Genomic DNA, 18,928 nt, shown 5'->3' with positions numbered 1-18,928 from the left:
TGTGATCTCAGACCACCTGAAAGCGGAAAGGTTCCTGTTCGCGGAAAGTCACTTCCAGTTCACTGTCATTGGCGACTTCGGCCAATTGTGGCCACTTGCGAACCAAGACATCGGTGACGTAAGGGCTGTCGACCGGCAGGCGGGTGACGTGCTCATCGACCGACTGACGATAAATTTTAATCAGATGGTAGATGTCAATTAATACAATGAAGCCGTTCAGCGCGGCGACCGGCCAAGCCTGAATAATGACACCGTAGGAGGCGAACATCCCGGCACCCACCAGGTTAATCCAGCGCAGCGGTATGATGTTCGACATCATCAGTGAAACAGCAATAAGGCTTGAGCCAAAGTATCCGTAGAGTTCTATGATAGGCATCGGAACAGTGTTCTCGTGGTTGACCAATTGGTCAGGAATTATAACGAAGACGAGATAAATTCCAAGCACTGAAGTCAATTTGTCGGGAGATTTGTTTGCCGTGGCGGAGCAATGGGTTCCGCCACGGCAGTGCAGAAAGGTTTACAGGTTGAGTTCGTCCAGCAGGGCACGCATCCGGGTATGCACTTCGGCATCCCGAACAATCGGGCGCCCCCATTCCCGATCGGTCTCACCGGGCCATTTGTTGGTTGCGTCCATACCCATTTTGGAGCCAAGGCCGGAGACCGGGCTGGCGAAATCCAGATAATCGATGGGCGTGTTTTCAATCAAGGTGGTATCGCGGGCAGGGTCCATGCGGGTGGTCATGGCCCAGATGACGTCCTGCCAGTCACGCGCGTTGACATCATCATCGACGACAATGACAAACTTTGTGTACATGAACTGGCGTAGGAATGACCAGGTTCCCATCATGACCCGTTTGGCGTGGCCGGCGTATTGTTTTTTCATACTGACCACGGCGACCCGGTACGAGCAGCCCTCAGGTGGCAGATAAAAGTCGACGATTTCCGGGAACTGCTTCTGCAGAATCGGGACAAAAACTTCATTCAGGGCCACACCGAGGACAGCCGGTTCATCCGGTGGTCGTCCGGTGTAGGTGCTGTGATAAATCGGGTTGGACCGTTGCGTGATACATTCGACGGTAAACACCGGGAAGTCATCGACCTCATTGTAGTAACCGGTGTGATCGCCGTAAGGCCCTTCCGGTGCCGTCTCGCCAGGGTATAAATAGCCTTCGAGAATGATTTCAGCACTGGCGGGCACCATGAGATCGTGCGTGCGGCATTTGACCAGTTCGGTGCGACTGTCACGCAGCAGGCCGGCAAAGGCATACTCAGACAGGGTGTCCGGAACCGGAGTGACCGCACCGAGAATGGTGGCCGGATCGGCACCTAAGGCGACGGCCACCGGGAAGGGTTTGCCAGGGTGCTTCTTCTGCCAAGCCTGAAAATCCAGGGCGCCACCGCGATGAGACAGCCAGCGCATGATCAGTTTGTTTTTACCGATGACCTGCTGACGATAGATGCCGAGGTTGGTTCGCCCACCATCCGGACCTTGGGTGATCACCAGCGGCCAGGTGACCAGCGGTGCGGCGTCTTCGGGCCAGCAGGTCCAGACCGGCAACTTACCGAGATCGACATCCGGGCCTTCAAATACCTCTTCCTGGCAAGGCGCGTTGCGTCGGGTTTTTGGAGCCATGCTGAGTACTTTTTTCAGCAGCGGTGCTTTGTCCCAGGCGTCTTTTAATCCCTTTGGTGGATCGGGCTCTTTCAGGTACGCCAGCAACTTACCGATTTCACGAAGTTCGTCGACGGAGCTGGCGCCCATGCCCATGGCGACTCGCTCCGGGGTTCCGAACAGGTTGCCGAGCACGGGCATGTCGTAGCCGGTTGGGTTTTCGAACAGCAGGGCGGGTCCCTGTTTTCGCAGTACCTGATCACAGAGGTCAGTCATCTCCAGCACCGGGCTGACGGGCTGCTTGATGCGTTTAAGTTCACCGGCGCGCTCGAGGCCGGACAGGAAATCACGCAAATCAGTGTATTTCATTCAATATCCGATGCGGTTTATAGCTGTTTAATGGCGATAAACTGAGGCTCGCGGGATTGGCCCGCCGCGTCCAGTTTATCCATATAGGTCTTCCACAGGTGTGTTTGGTTGTCACCCAGCGATCGTAAGTAGTTCCAATCGAACAAACCGCTGTCATGGCCGTCGTCGAAGATGATTTTCAGGGCGTATCGGCCAGCGTTTTCCAGGCCGCTGATCCCGACATCTTTTTTGCCGAACTGCAGCACTTCCTGCCCGACGCCATGACCACGCACTTCAGCCGATGGCGAATGCACGCGCAAAAACTCGGCACTCAGGACATGTTCGGTCTGGTCTGGCCAGGTAATGGTCAGTTGGGCGTTGGCTCGGTCGTAGTGGATGTGCGTGGGCGTTTGCATGATCAATGATACGCTGGGAACGGATCTTGGATCATAGCAGATCGGGCGTCGCCTCGTCAGCCGTCGGGAAACTGCTGGCGCAGTTCGACCAGTTCATCGAAGTGTTGGAGCAGCAGATCAACGAGGGCGGGGTCGAACTTTTTCCCACGTTCTTCTTTGATAAGTGCAATGATCTGATCATCGGGCCAGGCTTTTTTATAACTGCGTTTTGCACCCAGGGCATCAAAGACATCGGCGATCGCCATGATACGGGCTTCCAACGGTATGTCTTCACCTTTCAACCCGTCCGGATAGCCACTGCCGTCCCAGTTTTCATGATGCCAGCGAGCAAGCCTTGCACCGAGCCGGGCGATGGGCAGATTAGAACGCTCGAGGATAGTGCCGCCGGCGGCCGCGTGGGTTTTCATGATTTCCCATTCAGGCTCTGTAAGGCGTCCCGGTTTGTGTAAAATCGACTCAGGAATGGCGATTTTGCCGATGTCGTGTAAGGGCGCTGCAATCTTTAACGCCGAAATATAAGCGTCGGACTGATTCAGTTTTTGCGCGAAAAACTCACAAAACAGCGCCACCCGTTTAACATGACTGCCCGTCTCAAGTGATCGGGCTTCAACCGCGTCGCCCACGATATACATCAGTTCTTTTTGGCTGTTTTCCAGCTGCAGTTGCCGGGACAGGTTTTCAAAAATCAACACCGCCTGCGTTGCAAAGACTTCGACGATGTTTGTCCTGAAAAGGTCGGAATCTTTTTCGAACGCGACATAAAAAACAGAACCGGAATCCCGGCTGGTTGAAAAGTAGCCGGCAAATTCGGTTTCGGTTAACTGGGTTGTCCCAGTGGCGTAAGCTTTTTCAATGAGGTCGCGAACCGCCTGCGGCAGCTGATCGAAGCTGGTTTCTTCGGACTCGGACAACCGTCCGCGACAGGTGATGACTTTTTCATCGGTATCCGACAGAAAGCTCTGTTGGCGACGGGTGATGTACAGGGCGGAATGTTCGAGGTTGAGTATGTCCAGCAGACCGTTTAAGGCTGTCGATGCCAGGGTGTTCAGGTTGTCTTCTTTCAACAAATTGGCCGACGTGTCTATCAGTTTGCGGAAGGCGTTAAGGTTATGCGAGATGGTGGTGATGTCCCGATAGCCCCGGACTGCGTTGAATACACAGGTCGCCAGACTCTGGGCGGTCAGGTCGGTTTTAGCGCGATAGTCATTGATGTCGTAACGGCGGATGACTTCGGATTCAGGGGCCGTGCCCGCTTGTCCGGTGCGGAGTATCAGCCGAATGGCCGTATTTTGCAGCTCGTTGCGGATCCAATCGACCAGCTCCAGTCCGGAATGCTGGGTTTCCATGACCACATCAATAAAGGCCATGCAAAAATCGACGGGACTGGATTGCAGCAGCTCTCGTGCCTGTGCACCGGAATAGGCAGAATGCAGTTCGACAGGCTGATCAAAGACCTCCAGCCGGGACAGGGCCAGCCGGGTTATATCGTGGACGCTGGGTTCATCATCAACGACTAAAATATGCCATGGCGTTCGGTTGTCATTTTGATCAGAATGACCTTCCGGTTCTTCGCTGAACAGAAAATCGCTCATTCGTTTTTTATCTCATAAGCCTGACTTTACTATGGCACAGTCCGCCATGATTGCCAGTGTAAAGACGGCCCCTGCGTATGAAATCCGTTCGACGGCAGGAATATATGAAGGTCGCCAGCCCGATTGCATCGGACTGGCGATGGGGAGGGGTTACAGAATAAAGCGACTCAGATCTTCGTTTTGCGCCAGTTCTCCAAGCGTGTCCTGCACATACTGTGCATCAATCACCTGGGTTTCTCCGGAGCGCTCACTGGCTGTGTAGGAGATGTTTTCGAACAACCGCTCCATAATAGTGTGCAGTCGACGGGCTCCGATGTTTTCTGTGCTTTCGTTGACTTGATAGGCCGTTTTCGCCAGGGCGTCGATGGCGTCCTCGGTGAAGGTAACGTCAAGGTCTTCCGATCGCATCAGCGCTTTATACTGCTCAGTGATACTGTGATTCGGCTCGGTCAGAATGCGTTTGAAGTCGTCTGGCGTCAATGCATTCAGGTTAACCCGAATCGGCAACCGGCCCTGCAGTTCCGGAATCAGATCGCTCGGCTTGGAGAAGTGGAACGCCCCGCTGCCGATGAACAGTATGTGGTCCGTTTTGATCATGCCGTATTTGGTGTTGATGGTGCTGCCTTCAATGAGTGGCAGCAGATCACGTTGCACACCTTCACGGCTGACATCACCGCCACCGCGATTGTCGTTTTTGGCAATCTTGTCAATTTCATCAATGAAGACAATGCCGTTCTGTTCCACGGCCTGAATGGCTCGCTGCTTCAACTCGTCTTCGTTGATCATGTGCGCGGCTTCTTCATCAGTCAGCGCTTTCAAGGCTTCCTTGATTTTCAGCTTACGCGTTTTTTTCTTTTGCCCGCCCATGTTGGAAAACATGTTCTGCAGCTGGCTGGTCATTTCTTCCATCCCAGGCGGTGCCATGATTTCCACACCGACGCTGGTCTCGGCGATATCGACTTCAATCTCTTTGTCGTCCAACTCGCCCTGACGCAGCTTTTTACGGAAAATCTGACGGGTACTGGAGTCCTGGTTGTCGGTGTTGTCCTCGCCACGAGCCTGTGGCAACAGAATGTCGAGAATACGGTCTTCGGCGGCATCTTCTGCGCGTGGACGAACCGCATGCATTTCCTGTTCTCGGAACAGCTTTATACCGGTTTCAGCCAGATCACGAACAATCGATTCTACGTCCCGTCCGACATAGCCCACTTCGGTGAACTTGGTGGCTTCCACTTTGATGAACGGAGCATTGGCAAGTTTTGCCAAGCGACGGGCGATTTCGGTTTTACCGACGCCGGTCGGACCGATCATTAAAATGTTTTTCGGGGTGATTTCATCGCGCATCTGTTCTTCAACCTGCATCCGTCTCCAGCGGTTGCGCAGGGCAATGGCGACGGAGCGTTTGGCTTCGTCCTGGCCGATGATGTGTTTATCCAGTTCGTGAACAATTTCACGTGGGGTCATGGTCGACATAGATACCTCAGTAGTTGTTCAGCCGGTTTCAGAGCGCTTCAATCACGGTGTTGTGGTTAGTGTATACGCAGATGTCGGCGGCCAGATCCAATGATTTTTCGGCGATGGTTTTGGCGTCCAGTTCGGTGTTATCAAACAGGGCGCGAGCAGCGGCGAGGGCGTAGTTGCCACCGGAGCCAATGGCGACGACGCCGTGTTCGGGTTCGACGACATCACCGGTCCCTGAAATCAGCAGGGATGCCTCAGCATCGGCCACAATCAACATGGCTTCGAGACGTCGCAAGGCTCGGTCGCTGCGCCATTCTTTTGCCAGTTCTACAGCCGCGCGGGTCAGGTGTCCGCTGTGTTGCTGCAGGTGAGATTCAAACTTCTCAAACAGGGTAAAGGCGTCGGCGGTACCGCCGGCGAACCCGGCAATGACTTTATTATGGTAAAGACGACGTACTTTTCGGGCGTTGCCCTTCATGACGGTGTTTCCAAGCGAAACCTGACCGTCGCCGGCAACGACGACCTGGTCATCGCGGCGAACCGCAACAATGGTGGTCATAGTAATTCTTCCTTCTGATGTCTTCGACCGATTTGGGGGTCGGCCGATTTAATTGCAAGGGTGACCTTTGGCCTGGTGCCCGGTTTACGGAAAAACCGGGCTTTCTGTTGGAAACGACTGAGACAGGTCAAACTCTTCGTATCCATACGCTGCTTGAACCTTGACTATTGGCTCGGAAACACAATGATAGTAACGCTTTCAGACCGCCGGCGTGGCCGGGACATCGACTGACGCGTACGATGGGCAGCTCTTTCGGTCTGACAACATACAGGGCAGCGCCATGGTACTCAGATTTCCCCAGATTTTACTGTTGACCCGGTTGGTGGCGATCCCGGTCGGCGCCGTCGGTGGCGTGCTGCTGCTGTTTGGCTTCCTTTCGGTCTTTGAGTTCCACGATCACCTGGAGCTGAGTTTTCTTGAACCTGGCCTGGCGTTCTCCCTGCTGGCGATGATTTTGTCGGTGCCATTGCTTCGCTATCGATCGGCACTGAAACAGCGTATGGCTCCTTTGTTTGCCTTGTTGGCGTGGGTGATGGTCGGGCTCTGTGCTGCGATTCCTATTACATTGGTGACGGGGGTCAGTTTCAGCCAGGCGGTGTTTGAGTCATTCAGTGCACTGACGACGACCGGTGCGACGGTCCTGTCGGGTCTCGATGACATGTCGCCGACTTTTTTAATGTATCGACAGTTTTTGCAATGGCTTGGTGGCCTCGGTGTGGTGGTGTTTGTCGTAGCCATTTTGCCGCACCTGGATGCAGGTGGGATGAAGCTGTTGAAAGCGGAAGTGCCGGGCCCTTCAAAAGACGAGAAACTGATTTCCCGTACCCGCAAAACCGCGCACGCTTTGTGGGGCATTTATCTGCTCATAACGATTTTTTGTGCCATTGCTTACCATCTGGTTGGTTTGTCCTGGTTTGACGCCATCGCGCACAGCTTTTCGACCGTTTCAACCGGTGGTTTTTCAACGCACGATGCCAGTCTGGGCTTCTATCGCAGCGAATGGGTCTATCTGGTTTCGGACCTGTTTATGTTGCTCGGGGCCATTAACTTTGCCTTGCATTTTGCGTTTTACCGGGAACGACGATTGCGCCTGTTCTGGGAAAATGAGGAAACCCGAACCTTTCTGATTATCGTGCTGGTGCTGAGTTTGCTGGTGTTTCTGGTCTTGCCTCATGCGCAGTCCTTCACCGTTGAGCTGAAAGCGCTCAATCATGCGTTCTTCATTCTGATCTCGTTCATCACCAGTACCGGCTTTGGTGCTGAAAACTTCACCCAATGGCCGAATGCGGCGCTGTTCCTGTTGTTGATCGGTAGTTATCTGGGCGGCTGCGCCGGGTCAACGGCCGGTGGCAGTAAAATCCTGCGAATTGTGATTTTGTTTAAGCTGGTGCGTCGAGAGATTCGACGGTTGGTCCATCCACGCGGCGTTTTTGCGGTGCGTTATCAGGGACGACCAGTGCAGGATTCGATTGTGCGCAATACGCTGGCGTTCTTCTTTTTTATGCTGTTGATGAACGTCATTCTGGTCGGATTAATGATGATCGATGGGTTGGATTTGTGGACGGCGATAACGGCGGTGACGGCTTGTATCAACGTTTTGGGCCCCGCATTCGGAACCCTGGCGAACAACTTCCAACCTTTGGATGCTTTTGGTCTGGATGTGCTGACCTTTGCGATGGTGCTGGGGCGTTTGGAATACCTGACCTTGTTGGTGTTGTTCATTCCGCAATATTGGCGGCGCTGAACAGCGCCACCGATTACTGAGATTTCACCAACGGGGTGTAGTTCAGTTCGGCCAGGATGTCCTGCGCCTTATTGAGCGTTGGGCGATGGCTGAATGGACCGACCATAACACGGTGAAAGGTGCCTTTTCCGGCGACATCAACGGACACAATATCGGTGTTCGGCAAGCCATTGAGAATCAGCTCGGCCCGGACTTTGTCGGCATCGGCCACGTTGCTGAAGGACGCCACTTGTATGATCCAGCTGCTCGCGGTCGGGATGGCGGCCGTGGTGGTCGGGCTGCTGCCGGATGAGGGTGATTGACTCGGTGTGGCGGGTTCGTCACCCGGCAGATCAATGGGTACTTCGTCATTTTCGAGCAGTTCGTAAAACTCAAAGGCTTTTTTCAGGGTGTCCGCTTTTTCTTTGATATCCGCCAGGGATTCCCGCTCTTCGGTCGCAACCGGTTCGGTTTCAGTGGCCGGCTGTTCAGCGAGTGCCTGTGAAAGTTGTTGCCGTACGGCATCCGCGCCGGTGGTTTCTTCCGGGACCTGACTCAGGTAATAAAGAAAGCCAACGAAGCCAATGGCGACCGTCGACGTAAACAGCCACACCCAACGGGGTATGCGGCTGCCTTCGGGCTGTTGTTTGGGTTTGTGTGCGAAATCGCGAGCCATAATGCCTCTGGTTACATGCTTTCCGGTGCGGAAACACCGAGCAGATTCAAACCGTTTGCCAATACCTGGGCCACGGCTTTGGACAGTACCAGCCGCGCATTGCGTTGATCATCCTGTTCGACGAGCATTTTATTGCTGTTGTAGTAACTGTGGAACAGCCCGGCCAGATCTTTCAGATAATTGGCGATCATGGCGGGTTCGAGCGCATCGGCCGCTGCGGTGACAACGTCCGGGTAACGACGCAGTTGCGTCATCAGCTCGCGCTCCGCATCCAGATCCAGTTTGCCGAGAGCCGCCAGACCGGCCGCTTCATCGTAACTCAGGTTTTGTTCTGCAAGGCGATTCAGAACGCCGTGCACGCGCGCATGGGCGTATTGAATGTAGTAAACCGGGTTGTCGTTGTTTTTCGATGTCGCCAGATCGATGTCGAAGGTGATCTGCGCATCGGCACGACGAGACACCAGGAAGTAGCGCGTGGCATCTCGACCCGCTTCTTCGATCAGGTCGCGCAGCGTGACGTAACTGCCAGCACGTTTAGAAAGTTTCACTTCTTCACCACCGCGCATCACCATAATCATCTGATACAGCGCGTAGTCCGGGAAGCCTTCCGGAATGCCTTCTTTCAGTGCCTGCAGGCCCGCACGTACCCGAGTTACCGTGCTGTGATGGTCAGCGCCCTGAACGTTAATAACCCGGTCGAAGCCGCGCTCAAACTTGGCTTTGTGATAGGCCACGTCCGGCAGGAAATAGGTATAGCCGCCGTCTTTCTTACGCATGACACGGTCTTTGTCGTCGCCGAACTCGGTGGTTTTGAGCCACATGGCGCCGTCGTCTTCGTAGGTAAAGCCGTTATCGACCAGTTGCTTTACGGTGGCTTCAACCAGCCCGTCACTGTAAAGCGACGATTCCAACGAATAGACGTCAAAGCGGACATCAAAGGCTTTCAGATCGAGGTCCTGTTCGTGGCGCAGGTAAGCGACCGCAAACTCAAGAATGGCGTCGAGATCGTCGGCATCGGCCTTCGCTGTCACTTCACGGTCATCGGCGATGACCTGATCACCCTTCATGTAGGAGCGAGCCAGTTCGATAATGTACTCACCACGATAGCCATCGGCCGGCCAGGCGTCGTCTTCTGGTGTCAGCCCTTTGATGCGGGACTGGACAGAAATGGCCAGGTTGTTGATCTGTGCACCGGCATCGTTGTAATAGAATTCGCGGGTCGGCTGCCAGCCGTTGGCTTCAAGCAGACGACATAAGGAATCACCCAGAGCGGCGTTACGGCCATGACCGACATGCAAAGGACCGGTCGGGTTCGCGGATACAAACTCGACCTGCACTTTGCGACCTTGGCCTGAGTCGTTAGTGCCGAACTGAGCCCGACGATTAAGAATGTCCGCGACAATTTCCGCGCTGGACTCACCAGCCAGATAAAAGTTGATGAATCCGGGCCCGGCAATTTCAACCTTGTCGACGATCTGATTGTCCGGCAGTGCCGCAATCAGTTTTTCCGCCACCGCTCTCGGGTTGCTCTGACAGGGTTTGGCGAGCATGAGGGCAAGGTTGCTGGCCAGATCGCCATGCGCCTTATCCCGCGTGTTATCGACCATGACCCGGATTGGGTGATCGGCGGGGATAAACCCTTCGCTTTTCAGTTGGTCAGTAGCGGCTTCAAGCAGGGATGCGATCTGTTGCTTCATTTAAACGGGATCTCCGAATGCGGAACGATGAAAAGAATCTTCAGGGTGTCGCATTATCCATATTTTGCCCGCTCGGCACCACCGGCGCCGGGTCCGAAAGTCGCTTTTGTCCGCTTTGCGGGGATATTTACCGCTATGCGTCACGCTAGGCAAGATCGGCTGGATCAATATCGATGTGCCAACTGACTTGTCGGGTCTGGCGAGGATAATGCCGATGCAGCGGTACGAGTGCTTCGTGCAAGGCGGAGCGCCGGTCGGCCTGAATGATCAGCATAAAGCGGTGTTTGCCCGCCCGTCGTGACAGCAGCGCCGGCAAAGGGCCCAGTACCCGGACGGCATGGTGCTCAAGCAGGTAGCTGGTCATAGTAGCGAGCAGTTCTTCAGCGCGTTCAGCAAAGGCGCTGTCGGCCCGAACCACGGCGACAAAGCCGAAGGGGGGCAGCCGGGTCTTGCGTCGTTCCTCGAGCAGACTGAAGGCAAAAGAACGGTAGTCGTGCTCGGTCAGCGGCTGGAAGATCGGGTTGTCTGGATAGTAGGTCTGAATTAAAACCTCACCGGTTCGTTCGCCACGCCCGGAGCGTCCGGCGACCTGTGTCAGCAATTGACCCATCCGTTCTTTAGCGCGCAGATCGGCGCTGAACAAGCCACCATCGCTGTCCCAAACCCCAACCAGTGTCACCCGATGAAAATGGTGCCCCTTGGCCAGCATCTGAGTGCCAACGATTATCGCAGGGCCGTCTTCGGCCGTTTTTTCAAGTTGTTGCTCGAACTTCAGGCGAGTGCTGGCAACATCGCGGTCAAAACGGATGATCGGGACATCGGCAAAGGCCGATTCGAGTAATTGTTCAGCCCGCTCGGTACCGGTGCCCATCGCGCTCAAGTCCCGGCTATGGCAGTCCGGACAGACGGTTGGCGGCGGTTCCCGGTGTCCGCAATGGTGGCAGATATTAATGTGGCCGTGATGGTGGTAGGTCAGATGTGCATCGCAGAACACGCAGTCGGCGATCCAGCCGCAACTGTGACAGAACCAGGAGGGGGCAAAACCCCGTCGGTTCAGAAACAACAGGACCTGATTGCCGTCGTTCAGATGCTCGCGTATACGGATCAACAGCCGTTCAGACAAGCCATGCTGTTGTTGCTGCCGCCGCATATCGATCAGCTCAATGGTCGGCAAGCGCGCGCCACCGGCGCGTTCTTTTAGCTGCAGATGACCAAAGCGTCCGGTCAGGGCGTTATGCAGGGTTTCCAGAGAGGGTGTGGCGGTGCCGAGAATGATGGGAATGTCCGCCAGTTGCGCGCGTTTCAGGGCGACGTCACGTGCCTGATAACGCAGTGTGTCCTGTTGCTTGAACGAGGCGTCGTGCTCTTCATCAATGACGATCAGGCCAAGATCCGGAATGGGCGTTAAGACTGCCGAGCGGGTGCCGATGACAATCGCGGCTTGCCCGTGGTTGGCCTGCAACCAGGCCAGGGTGCGCTGCTTGTCGGTCAGTCCGGAATGCAGGATGACGCACCGGTCGCGAAAACGGCGCTCAAAACGGGCCACAGTCTGCGGCGTGAGCCCGATTTCAGGAATGAGTACCAGGGCCCGATGACCCCGGCTCAGGCAACGCTCAATGGCCTGCAAGTACACTTCGGTTTTACCGCTGCCGGTTATACCCTCCAGCAGAAAGGGCGCAAAACGCGCCTCACTGACCTGATCCAGCGCCGCCGATTGTTCGTCGTTCAATGTCAGTGACGGTTCTGCAAGCTGGCCGGTCGGCGGGATGGGGTCGTTGTCGCAGGTTTCGTCCAGAGACAACAGCTGCTTCTTTTCCAGAGCCTGTGCCTGCGGCCGGGTAAAGCCCTGAGCCCGCAAATGGGACCAGGGCAGGCGGCCGGATTGCTGCAACTGGGTCATGATTGCCTGATGCTGCGTGGATCGCTTAAGCTGGGCCGGATCGATGGCTTCGCCGGCGACCGTTAGGTTCAGCCAGGTTTCGGTCGGCAACGTGGCCGCTTCGCCCTTGCGCAGTAAACCGGGCAAGGCGAGCAGGTATGGGCTGGCAAACTCATGCAGATAATAGCGGCTCATCCACTCGGCCAACGCCAGAATGTCGGTCGGCAAGACCGGTGTGTCGTCTAAAATCCGTTCGACCGCACGAAGCTTGGCCATGTCGAGTTGCTCGTCCGGACGCTGTTCCACTACAACACCGATCACTGAGCGTTTTCCCAGCGGTACCTCAACCCGGCAGCCCGGAGCGACTGGTTTCGAACAGGCGTAGGTCAGGGGGGTTGAAAACGGGCCGGGGACGGCGACGCAAATGGTATCAGGAGACTCGATCAGCAGGCTTGTCAATTGGTTAGACTCTGGTATTATTGCGCTCCCAATTTTTGGGGGCCTTTAATCGCTATTGTGCCTTCAAATTCAATGCTCCGTCAAAGCGCGGTGCCAGGCAAGTGATCTGGTAGCGGCGTAACTTGAGGTATAAGACATGCAAACTGAAATTCATCCGAAGTACGAAGAGCTGACTGCAACCTGCTCTTGCGGCAATGTGATCAAGACCCGTTCTACCCGAGCCGGTACAATGCACCTGGACGTTTGTTCTGCCTGCCACCCGTTCTACACTGGTAAGCAGAAAATTGTTGACGCCGGTGGCCGAATCGACAAGTTCAAATCTCGTTTCGGTGGACGTTCACTCAAGAAGTAATCGTTCGACGAATTCCAAGAAAACCCGGTCTCGACCGGGTTTTTTTATGCCTCAATGTTTCCGTTAAGGAGGGGGGCTGAACGCTTGCCGCGGTGAGTTCAGATGCTTTGTTCGAGCAGTTGCGCTTCAAGTGATTCCACGCGCTGCCGTGAAGAGGGTGAGGTTGGATAGAGTTTCAGCACTTCGCGGTGCGCTGTTAATGCGGCCCGCAGCTGGCCTCGTCGTTCCAGAATCAGACCCAGGCCAGACCAGGCACCGAAATGCCTCGGTTCCTGTTTGAGCGTCTGCTCAATATCGGCAATAGACTCATCAGCGTTGCCCAGCATGTAGTGCAGCGTGGCGCGCTTGTTCCATGCCTCGGTGTAGGTCGGGTTCTCATTGATCAGATCATTCAGGCGGACCATTGCCAGGGTCCATTCGCCCTGATTCATGTTGGTGACCACCCGTTTCAGTGCCTCGGTGGCCTCTTCGTTGGGGCCGGTCATCCACTGCGACCAGATTTCCTGCTCTATCGGCTCGGCCTGAGCCGCAGTGGTCGCTTCACCGAGTTCGACAAACAAAGTATCCAGAGGGTCGGCAGCCACCCATGTGGGCAACAACAAACATAAGACGAGCAGTAACCGTGCATTCATAATCGGCACCTCCTATGGACCTTACGCTATAACAGTGTAGCCAGTTCACGAAAGATGTCGCAAAAGCAACACTCTCATGCTGAAAAGTCGTCATCCTTTAGTTGAGCCGTCAACGGCGCAGCGTTATGCTAATTCGAAACGGGTTTGAAAACAGACCCGCGGGCCTGTTCGTAGAGATGTCCCGGGCCAACGTCTAACCCTTTCTATCCAATAACAATAACGGAAATCCGCATGTCAGACATGAAACAAGATGCCCTTGATTACCACTCCGACCCACAACCCGGAAAACTCAGCATCGAAGTGACCACGCCGGCCGAGACCTCTCGTCACCTGTCACTGGCGTACAGCCCCGGGGTTGCTGAACCGGTCCGCGCCATTGCGGCCAACCCGGAGGATGCCTTCAAATACACGATTAAGGGCAATCTGGTCGCTGTGGTTTCCAATGGTTCCGCCATTTTAGGGTTAGGAAACCTGGGCAGTCTGGCCAGCAAACCGGTGATGGAAGGTAAAGCTTTGCTGTTTAAGCGCTTTGCCAATGTGGATGCGATCGATATTGAAGTGGACTCTTCTGATATTCAGGAAATTGTCCGCACCGTCGAGCTGATCGCAGAGACGTTTGGTGGTATTAACCTTGAGGACATCAAAGCCCCGGAATGTTTTGAGATCGAGCGACAGTTGATCGAAAAATGCAACATTCCGATTTTTCACGATGATCAACACGGCACCGCCATTGTGACCGTTGCCGGCATGCTCAATGCGCTGGATATTCAAGGTAAAGACGTTGCCGAAGCGAAACTGGTTTGTCTCGGCGCTGGCGCTGCCGCGATCTCGTGCGCGCGGTTGCTGGTGGCGGCCGGCATGAAGCGTGAAAACATCGTGATGCTTGATCGAAAAGGCGTGATCTTTAACGGTCGTGAGGGCGTGAACCAGTACAAAGCCGAATTTGCCAACGATGTGACTCGGGCACGAACTCTGGAAGAAGCCATTGATGGTGCCGATGTCTTTCTTGGGTTATCCGGTCCCGATCAGTTATCGGCCGAAATGCTGAAACGAATGGCCGACAAGCCGATTGTTTTTGCATGCTCTAACCCAGACCCTGAAATCAGCCCGGAACTGGCGCTGAAGACCCGGGACGATGTGATCATGGCAACAGGCCGGTCGGACTATCCGAACCAGGTGAACAACGTACTCGGCTTCCCGTTTATTTTCCGTGGCGCACTAGATGTGCGCGCTACCCGCATTAATGAAGAGATGAAGTTGGCGGCCGCTTACGCCATTCGAGATCTGGCGAAAGAAGACGTCTTGCCGGAAATTATCGAAGCCTACGGGGTCGACGACTTTACCTATGGCAAGGAGTACATCATTCCCAAGCCATTGGATCCTCGGTTGTTGAACCGAGTGGCCGGTGCCGTTGCCCGGGCGGCGGTTGAGACCGGTGTGGCTCGTGCCGACTTGCCGGTCATCTACCGCGCCTGATCAACTTTTAAGTTGTCATTGAAACCCCGCTCTGCTTTGCAGGCCGGGGTTTTTTTACGTTTTTGATAGGCTGATTGGACAGGCATTTCGTATCATCCTCGTCTATGCTGATCAGGAACACTGTTCCAGCAAGTGTTTTAGAGCTGTTGACGTGACTATTGGCGGTCGCTGGCCATTCGCGATACGATGCAGTCATCGTCAAATGTAACCGGTTCACGATAGAGCAATGGCCAAAGGGTTGCGATCAGTGGGAGTGCCGTTCGAGGCAAGCTCGCCAAAAAACACTGACCTGGACCTGAGGCCTGCAGTTGCAGTGACAGGATAAAAGACATATTACTATGAGCGATGAAACAAAATCGCGGCAGATACAAGAGCCTATGACCAAGCAAAAGGCAGACAATCCGACGGCTGAAGCGTTTTGGAAAACGCATCCGGACCCGACGCAAGCCGCTGTGCATTTTGCGTTGCAATGGCTGGCGTTTGTCTATCCGGCAAGTGAGCTGCAAGTCGACCGGACACTGAAGGCCGCTCTGCCGTATGCCGATGCCGATTTGTCCGCCCGTTGGTCACAGTTCCTGGACGAAGAAGAAGTTGAAGAGCACGTTCAGGCATTGGAATGGGTTGCCGACACTCTGTCGGAAGAACAGCTGCCGTTTCTGATTGAAACGGCCTGGCGGTTGTTGTTGGTTGATCACGAGTTGCCGACCCATGTTCCGCTGGCATTACGAATTTTAGCCCGGGTTCTGTCGGTTGACGAAGACACCATTCAGCGCATTGGCGAAGCGGTGTTCCGCGAGTACACCGACGGTGACGAAGAGCGTAAACGAGCACCGTTGTTGCCGGTTGATCCGCGCTATCTGGACCGGATTGAATGGCGGCTTTATGGCCATTCAGCGACCACGCGAATGCAGGCTCCCAAAGTTGCCCGTAAACCAAAAAGCCTGAAAGGGGTCTGGGTGTTTGGCTCTGGGTCTGTGTTTGGGGCGGCGTTGGTGCTGTTGCTGGTGTTCGGGCCGTTGCAGTTGGGACGTGTGAAGGTGCCGATCATGTTACACGATGGTTTGCTGTTAGAGGACGCAGGAAACCGTCCGGAAGTGATCGCCACAGCGCCGGTGACATCGCAGGATACCGATACTCCAACAACATCAATGAACGACAGTATGCCCGTGACAACACCGGAACCGGAAAACGCGGTACCGGCACAAGATGTCAGTGAAGACACCGAGGCTGTGGTAGAAACCCCTCCGGCAGTGGAAGAGCCTGTCTCTGAGGAACCAGCGACGGCGACAACAACGGAACCAGAGACGACCAATCGGACATTGATGGCCGTGACGGCGTCCATTCTGAATGTTCGGGAACAACCCAACGTTGGTAGCGACGTGATTATTAAGCTCGCGGAAGGCGATCGGGTCTGGGCTTATCCGCAAGCGGCAGAAGGTCTGTGGATGCAGGTTCGTGTAGACGGTCTGACAGGCTACGCCAGCAGTCGCTTTCTGGCGATTGTGGAGTAATCAACCCAAGCTCCTCTGACCTTTACTCCGGCAGTTGGAAATCGACTTTCAGGTCATCTAATTGTGCCTGGGCCCGCCGTCGATACCGCTCCCGGACAGTCGAGCCTACCGGTTTTTCGAGATAATACGCCAGCGAGGTGGCTTGTTGTTCGCTGAGGCCGTGTTCCAGCAACTGGCCTGTCAGTTCGGCTTCGGGCTGGAGATCCGGTTCTGGCAGGGCAATCGGCTGTTTTAAGCTTAACGTTTCCCCGTTTGCCAGTCGTTCGATCAGTTTCAGATACTCTTTTTCAAACGCCGGGCGTGTTAGCCGCTCCGGGTCCGAGCGCAACATGAAATAGCCGGTGTTCTGGGCAGCCAGATGCACGCAGATGTGCGACCACTCGTGTTGTGCGGGGTGGTGAGCGTTTTGGCAGGCTTCGACATAGGCCGCACCGACAGACGGCAGTCCCAGGCTTTCCGGGCTGGGTTGCACCAGCTTCAGAAACTCAGCAATGGTTGGTGGCCAGGCGTGTTCCCGCTTGCAGCGTTCCAGCGCTAATTCAATCAGATTTGCAGATAAGCCCGCTAAAGACAGGGCCCATTCACGTTTCGCCTGATTTAAGGTGGTTTCGTCCCGGTAGGCGCTTTCAAAACGATGTGTGTAGATGTGATGAAAGCGGGCGAAAATCATGTTGATCAGGACCTTGGTATCATGGTCCAGTGCCGGGCGCTTACCAGTCAGTGTCTTCGATATTACGGAGGGCGTCTCGGACTCGTGATCGCGCGCCGCGAGCAGAGTCTGCAGGCTCACCATCTGTTGCTTGTTGTCGGTCATGTCGGCCTTTTGTGTTCATCGAGTCATGCCAGGCGCGTTGCACCCAGTTCAGATAGCGTACATCCCAGCTGATTTCTTTGCGATCCGTTGCCAGATAATACTGCCGGAATTTCCCCAGTTCGGAAAGCGCGAATTGCAGCGGGATGTCGTGGAACTCGAGCAACCGCGGGAAGTCCTCACTAGGCTCCCAATCGCTGTGCATCGCGGTTTTTCTCGCCGTCACCGGAGTTCGTTGTGCTTTGCCCTGACGCAGGTAAGCCAGTTCATCGTCAGACTGGTTCAGTTGACGGGTTTCATTCATCGCGTAAACCGGGGTCGGTTCAGGCTGAGGCGGCGGTGGTGGCGTCGGGCGGATATCCGCCGCTCTGGGTGTTGACACCGGGGCATCCGTTGGCAACTCCAGAGCAATTAACCAGGGTGACTCGCCGCTGACGCGAATGACGCCCTGAGCCTGCAGTCGTTTCAGGACCGAGCGAAACTGCGTATCGCTCCAGAAAGGCAAAAAGCGCGAGCGATGTGATTGGCTGAACTGAATCGGCTGTCGACACTGGATGGCTTCAATCTCCTGCAGCAGCTGCACCACCAGTGCCTCTTCAAGGCCCAGTGTTTGTGCGAGTGTTGGGGATACCTGAAGCAGCTTTTCCAAGAGTCAATCCTGATGTGAAATGGTCGGCCATCATAACACAGTCATGACCGGCATTTAATCCGCCGACTTCGTTCGAACCTTGGTATTTTTACCATTCAATGCGTGCAAGTTGAGTCTTCCGAAACAATCACCGGTGGCCGAAATGGCCTGGGTTCGTTAATCTTGCGCCTCCATTGACCAGGATAGTGTTTCCCTGATGAGCCACGCGATAGCGGTCGACAATCTGACAAAGACGTTCGGAGCCTTAACCGCGGTTGACCATTTGACCTTTAATGTGCCGGAAGGCATTTGTTTCGGCCTGCTCGGACCCAACGGTGCGGGCAAGACCACCACGATTGAAATGCTTGAAGGTATCTTGCCGCCCACCACCGGACAGATTCGTCTGTTTGGTGAGCCTGCCAGTAAAGACCTGTATAAACGGGTCGGCATTCAGTTCCAGAGCACCGCCTTGCCGGACTATCTCAAGGTGGGTGAAACCTTGAAGATGTTCGCCGCGCTCTATGAGCGCAGTGCCGATCTGTCCGAACTGATGTCGATGTGTGCGCTGACGGAGTTTGCTCAGCAGGATGCCCGGCGCTTATCCGGCGGGCAGCGGCAACGGCTGTTGCTGGCACTGGCGCTGATCAACGACCCGGATCTGATTTTTCTGGATGAGCCCACAACTGGTCTCGACCCTCAAGCCCGGCGGAACTTCTGGGAGCTCATTGGCGAGATCAAGCGCCGCGGTAAAACGGTCGTGTTGACCACACACTATATGGATGAAGCCCAGATTCTTTGTGATGACATTGCCATCATGGATCAGGGTCGCATCATTGAGCGCGGTGCGCCGCAGGCGTTGCTCAGTCAACACTTTCAGGGCGCTTTGGTGTACTTGCCTGAAGCAAACCTGGCCGGTCGGGAGTTGGATCGGGCCCATTTTAAAAAGGAAGGTGGTGTGGAGCTGATCACGGACCAGGTGGATGACACCCTGCAGTGGCTCATGGCCGAAGGCATTTCACTGGACGGTCTGCGGGTGCAACACGCTAATCTGGAAGACCTTTTTCTCAAACTGACCGGCCATACGCTGCGGAGCTGA

The 18,928-nt window shown here is 55.1% G+C and carries 17 protein-coding genes; 5 read left to right on the top strand and 12 right to left on the bottom strand.

Annotated features, from left to right (window positions below):
* Nucleotides 1–7: 7 nt before the first annotated feature.
* The 6 genes from MED297_RS22195 to hslV all read right to left on the bottom strand — a co-directional run bounded on the left by MED297_RS22195 (nucleotide 8) and on the right by hslV (nucleotide 5,988).
* The gene (locus tag MED297_RS22195; protein ID WP_008047882.1) at nucleotides 8–376 is read right to left on the bottom strand and encodes a hypothetical protein; all 369 of its coding nucleotides are present in this window, start codon (nucleotides 374–376) and stop codon (nucleotides 8–10) included.
* Nucleotides 377–517: 141 nt separating this feature from the next.
* Nucleotides 518–1,981: a 4-hydroxy-3-polyprenylbenzoate decarboxylase gene (gene ubiD / locus MED297_RS19015; RefSeq protein ID WP_008047879.1), complete on the bottom strand. Its 1,464-nt coding sequence runs from the start codon at nucleotides 1,979–1,981 to the stop codon at nucleotides 518–520.
* Between the two features lie 17 nt (nucleotides 1,982–1,998).
* The gene (locus MED297_RS19010; protein WP_008047865.1) at nucleotides 1,999–2,376 is read right to left on the bottom strand and encodes a gamma-butyrobetaine hydroxylase family protein; all 378 of its coding nucleotides are present in this window, start codon (nucleotides 2,374–2,376) and stop codon (nucleotides 1,999–2,001) included.
* Between the two features lie 56 nt (nucleotides 2,377–2,432).
* Nucleotides 2,433–3,968, bottom strand: coding sequence for an HD domain-containing phosphohydrolase (locus MED297_RS19005; protein WP_008047863.1), 1,536 nt, complete (start codon nucleotides 3,966–3,968; stop codon nucleotides 2,433–2,435).
* Nucleotides 3,969–4,118: 150 nt separating this feature from the next.
* Nucleotides 4,119–5,441, bottom strand: coding sequence for an ATP-dependent protease ATPase subunit HslU (gene hslU / locus MED297_RS19000; RefSeq protein ID WP_008047862.1), 1,323 nt, complete (start codon nucleotides 5,439–5,441; stop codon nucleotides 4,119–4,121).
* Nucleotides 5,442–5,469: 28 nt separating this feature from the next.
* On the bottom strand, nucleotides 5,470–5,988 hold the full coding sequence (gene hslV / locus MED297_RS18995; RefSeq protein ID WP_008047860.1) for an ATP-dependent protease subunit HslV: 519 nt from the start codon (nucleotides 5,986–5,988) through the stop codon (nucleotides 5,470–5,472).
* Nucleotides 5,989–6,268: 280 nt separating this feature from the next.
* On the opposite strand from hslV, the gene MED297_RS18990 reads away from it, so the two are divergent.
* Nucleotides 6,269–7,732 (top strand): TrkH family potassium uptake protein, encoded by a 1,464-nt coding sequence (locus tag MED297_RS18990; protein WP_050762955.1) that lies wholly within the window; start codon nucleotides 6,269–6,271, stop codon nucleotides 7,730–7,732.
* 13 nt (nucleotides 7,733–7,745) lie between these two features.
* On the opposite strand, the gene MED297_RS18985 is transcribed toward MED297_RS18990, so the two are convergent.
* The 3 genes from MED297_RS18985 to MED297_RS18975 form a co-directional block, all read right to left on the bottom strand.
* Nucleotides 7,746–8,387 carry an SPOR domain-containing protein gene (locus MED297_RS18985; protein ID WP_008047856.1) on the bottom strand — a complete coding sequence of 214 codons (642 nt, stop codon included), beginning with the start codon at nucleotides 8,385–8,387 and terminating at the stop codon, nucleotides 7,746–7,748.
* An 11-nt stretch (nucleotides 8,388–8,398) separates the two neighbouring features.
* Nucleotides 8,399–10,084, bottom strand: a complete 1,686-nt coding sequence (gene argS, locus MED297_RS18980) for an arginine--tRNA ligase (protein WP_008047853.1) — start codon at nucleotides 10,082–10,084, stop codon at nucleotides 8,399–8,401.
* Nucleotides 10,085–10,229: 145 nt separating this feature from the next.
* Complete coding sequence (locus tag MED297_RS18975) at nucleotides 10,230–12,422, bottom strand: primosomal protein N' (protein WP_008047850.1); 2,193 nt, start codon at nucleotides 12,420–12,422, stop codon at nucleotides 10,230–10,232.
* 136 nt (nucleotides 12,423–12,558) lie between these two features.
* On the opposite strand from MED297_RS18975, the gene rpmE reads away from it, so the two are divergent.
* Nucleotides 12,559–12,774: a 50S ribosomal protein L31 gene (gene rpmE / locus MED297_RS18970; RefSeq protein ID WP_008047848.1), complete on the top strand. Its 216-nt coding sequence runs from the start codon at nucleotides 12,559–12,561 to the stop codon at nucleotides 12,772–12,774.
* Nucleotides 12,775–12,872: 98 nt separating this feature from the next.
* Here the strand turns inward: rpmE and MED297_RS21615 are convergent, their stop codons facing one another.
* Nucleotides 12,873–13,406 carry a tetratricopeptide repeat protein gene (locus MED297_RS21615; protein ID WP_008047846.1) on the bottom strand — a complete coding sequence of 178 codons (534 nt, stop codon included), beginning with the start codon at nucleotides 13,404–13,406 and terminating at the stop codon, nucleotides 12,873–12,875.
* 231 nt (nucleotides 13,407–13,637) lie between these two features.
* Between MED297_RS21615 and MED297_RS18960 the strand changes: the two genes are divergently transcribed.
* Both MED297_RS18960 and MED297_RS18955 read left to right on the top strand, forming a co-directional pair.
* Nucleotides 13,638–14,882 carry a malic enzyme-like NAD(P)-binding protein gene (locus MED297_RS18960; protein WP_008047845.1) on the top strand — a complete coding sequence of 415 codons (1,245 nt, stop codon included), beginning with the start codon at nucleotides 13,638–13,640 and terminating at the stop codon, nucleotides 14,880–14,882.
* Nucleotides 14,883–15,259: 377 nt separating this feature from the next.
* Complete coding sequence (locus tag MED297_RS18955) at nucleotides 15,260–16,393, top strand: SH3 domain-containing protein (RefSeq protein ID WP_237613467.1); 1,134 nt, start codon at nucleotides 15,260–15,262, stop codon at nucleotides 16,391–16,393.
* Between the two features lie 22 nt (nucleotides 16,394–16,415).
* Here MED297_RS18955 and MED297_RS18950 read toward each other — a convergent pair whose 3' ends face one another.
* Nucleotides 16,416–17,207: a replication protein P gene (locus MED297_RS18950; protein WP_154651010.1), complete on the bottom strand. Its 792-nt coding sequence runs from the start codon at nucleotides 17,205–17,207 to the stop codon at nucleotides 16,416–16,418.
* Complete coding sequence (locus MED297_RS18945; RefSeq protein WP_008047838.1) at nucleotides 17,104–17,853, bottom strand: DnaT-like ssDNA-binding domain-containing protein; 750 nt, start codon at nucleotides 17,851–17,853, stop codon at nucleotides 17,104–17,106. Before MED297_RS18945 ends, MED297_RS18950 begins: the two co-directional genes overlap by 104 nt.
* 196 nt (nucleotides 17,854–18,049) lie before the next feature.
* Here MED297_RS18945 and MED297_RS18940 point away from each other — a divergent pair, with 196 nt between their 5' ends.
* Nucleotides 18,050–18,928, top strand: a complete 879-nt coding sequence (locus MED297_RS18940) for an ABC transporter ATP-binding protein (protein ID WP_008047836.1) — start codon at nucleotides 18,050–18,052, stop codon at nucleotides 18,926–18,928.

The sequence above is a fragment of the Reinekea blandensis MED297 genome (assembly GCF_000153185.1).
GTDB classification, from domain to species: Bacteria; Pseudomonadota; Gammaproteobacteria; order Pseudomonadales; family Natronospirillaceae; genus Reinekea; species Reinekea blandensis.
Note: the sequence above shows the minus strand (reverse complement) of the source record. Positions and strands in the feature narration are given on the sequence as shown.

Excerpts from the sequence above, each read along its gene's own strand:
- MED297_RS18940 (WP_008047836.1), top strand. The coding sequence starts at position 18,050 with ATGAGCCACGCGATAGCGGTCGACAATCTGACAAAGACGTTCGGAGCC.
- MED297_RS21615 (WP_008047846.1), bottom strand. The coding sequence starts at position 13,406 with ATGAATGCACGGTTACTGCTCGTCTTATGTTTGTTGTTGCCCACATGG.
- hslU (WP_008047862.1), bottom strand. The coding sequence starts at position 5,441 with ATGTCGACCATGACCCCACGTGAAATTGTTCACGAACTGGATAAACAC.
- MED297_RS19005 (WP_008047863.1), bottom strand. The coding sequence starts at position 3,968 with ATGAGCGATTTTCTGTTCAGCGAAGAACCGGAAGGTCATTCTGATCAA.
- MED297_RS18960 (WP_008047845.1), top strand. The coding sequence starts at position 13,638 with ATGTCAGACATGAAACAAGATGCCCTTGATTACCACTCCGACCCACAA.
- MED297_RS19010 (WP_008047865.1), bottom strand. The coding sequence starts at position 2,376 with ATGCAAACGCCCACGCACATCCACTACGACCGAGCCAACGCCCAACTG.
- MED297_RS18955 (WP_237613467.1), top strand. The coding sequence starts at position 15,260 with ATGACCAAGCAAAAGGCAGACAATCCGACGGCTGAAGCGTTTTGGAAA.
- MED297_RS18950 (WP_154651010.1), bottom strand. The coding sequence starts at position 17,207 with ATGACCGACAACAAGCAACAGATGGTGAGCCTGCAGACTCTGCTCGCG.
- MED297_RS18985 (WP_008047856.1), bottom strand. The coding sequence starts at position 8,387 with ATGGCTCGCGATTTCGCACACAAACCCAAACAACAGCCCGAAGGCAGC.
- MED297_RS22195 (WP_008047882.1), bottom strand. The coding sequence starts at position 376 with ATGCCTATCATAGAACTCTACGGATACTTTGGCTCAAGCCTTATTGCT.
- ubiD (WP_008047879.1), bottom strand. The coding sequence starts at position 1,981 with ATGAAATACACTGATTTGCGTGATTTCCTGTCCGGCCTCGAGCGCGCC.
- MED297_RS18990 (WP_050762955.1), top strand. The coding sequence starts at position 6,269 with ATGGTACTCAGATTTCCCCAGATTTTACTGTTGACCCGGTTGGTGGCG.
- argS (WP_008047853.1), bottom strand. The coding sequence starts at position 10,084 with ATGAAGCAACAGATCGCATCCCTGCTTGAAGCCGCTACTGACCAACTG.
- hslV (WP_008047860.1), bottom strand. The coding sequence starts at position 5,988 with ATGACCACCATTGTTGCGGTTCGCCGCGATGACCAGGTCGTCGTTGCC.
- rpmE (WP_008047848.1), top strand. The coding sequence starts at position 12,559 with ATGCAAACTGAAATTCATCCGAAGTACGAAGAGCTGACTGCAACCTGC.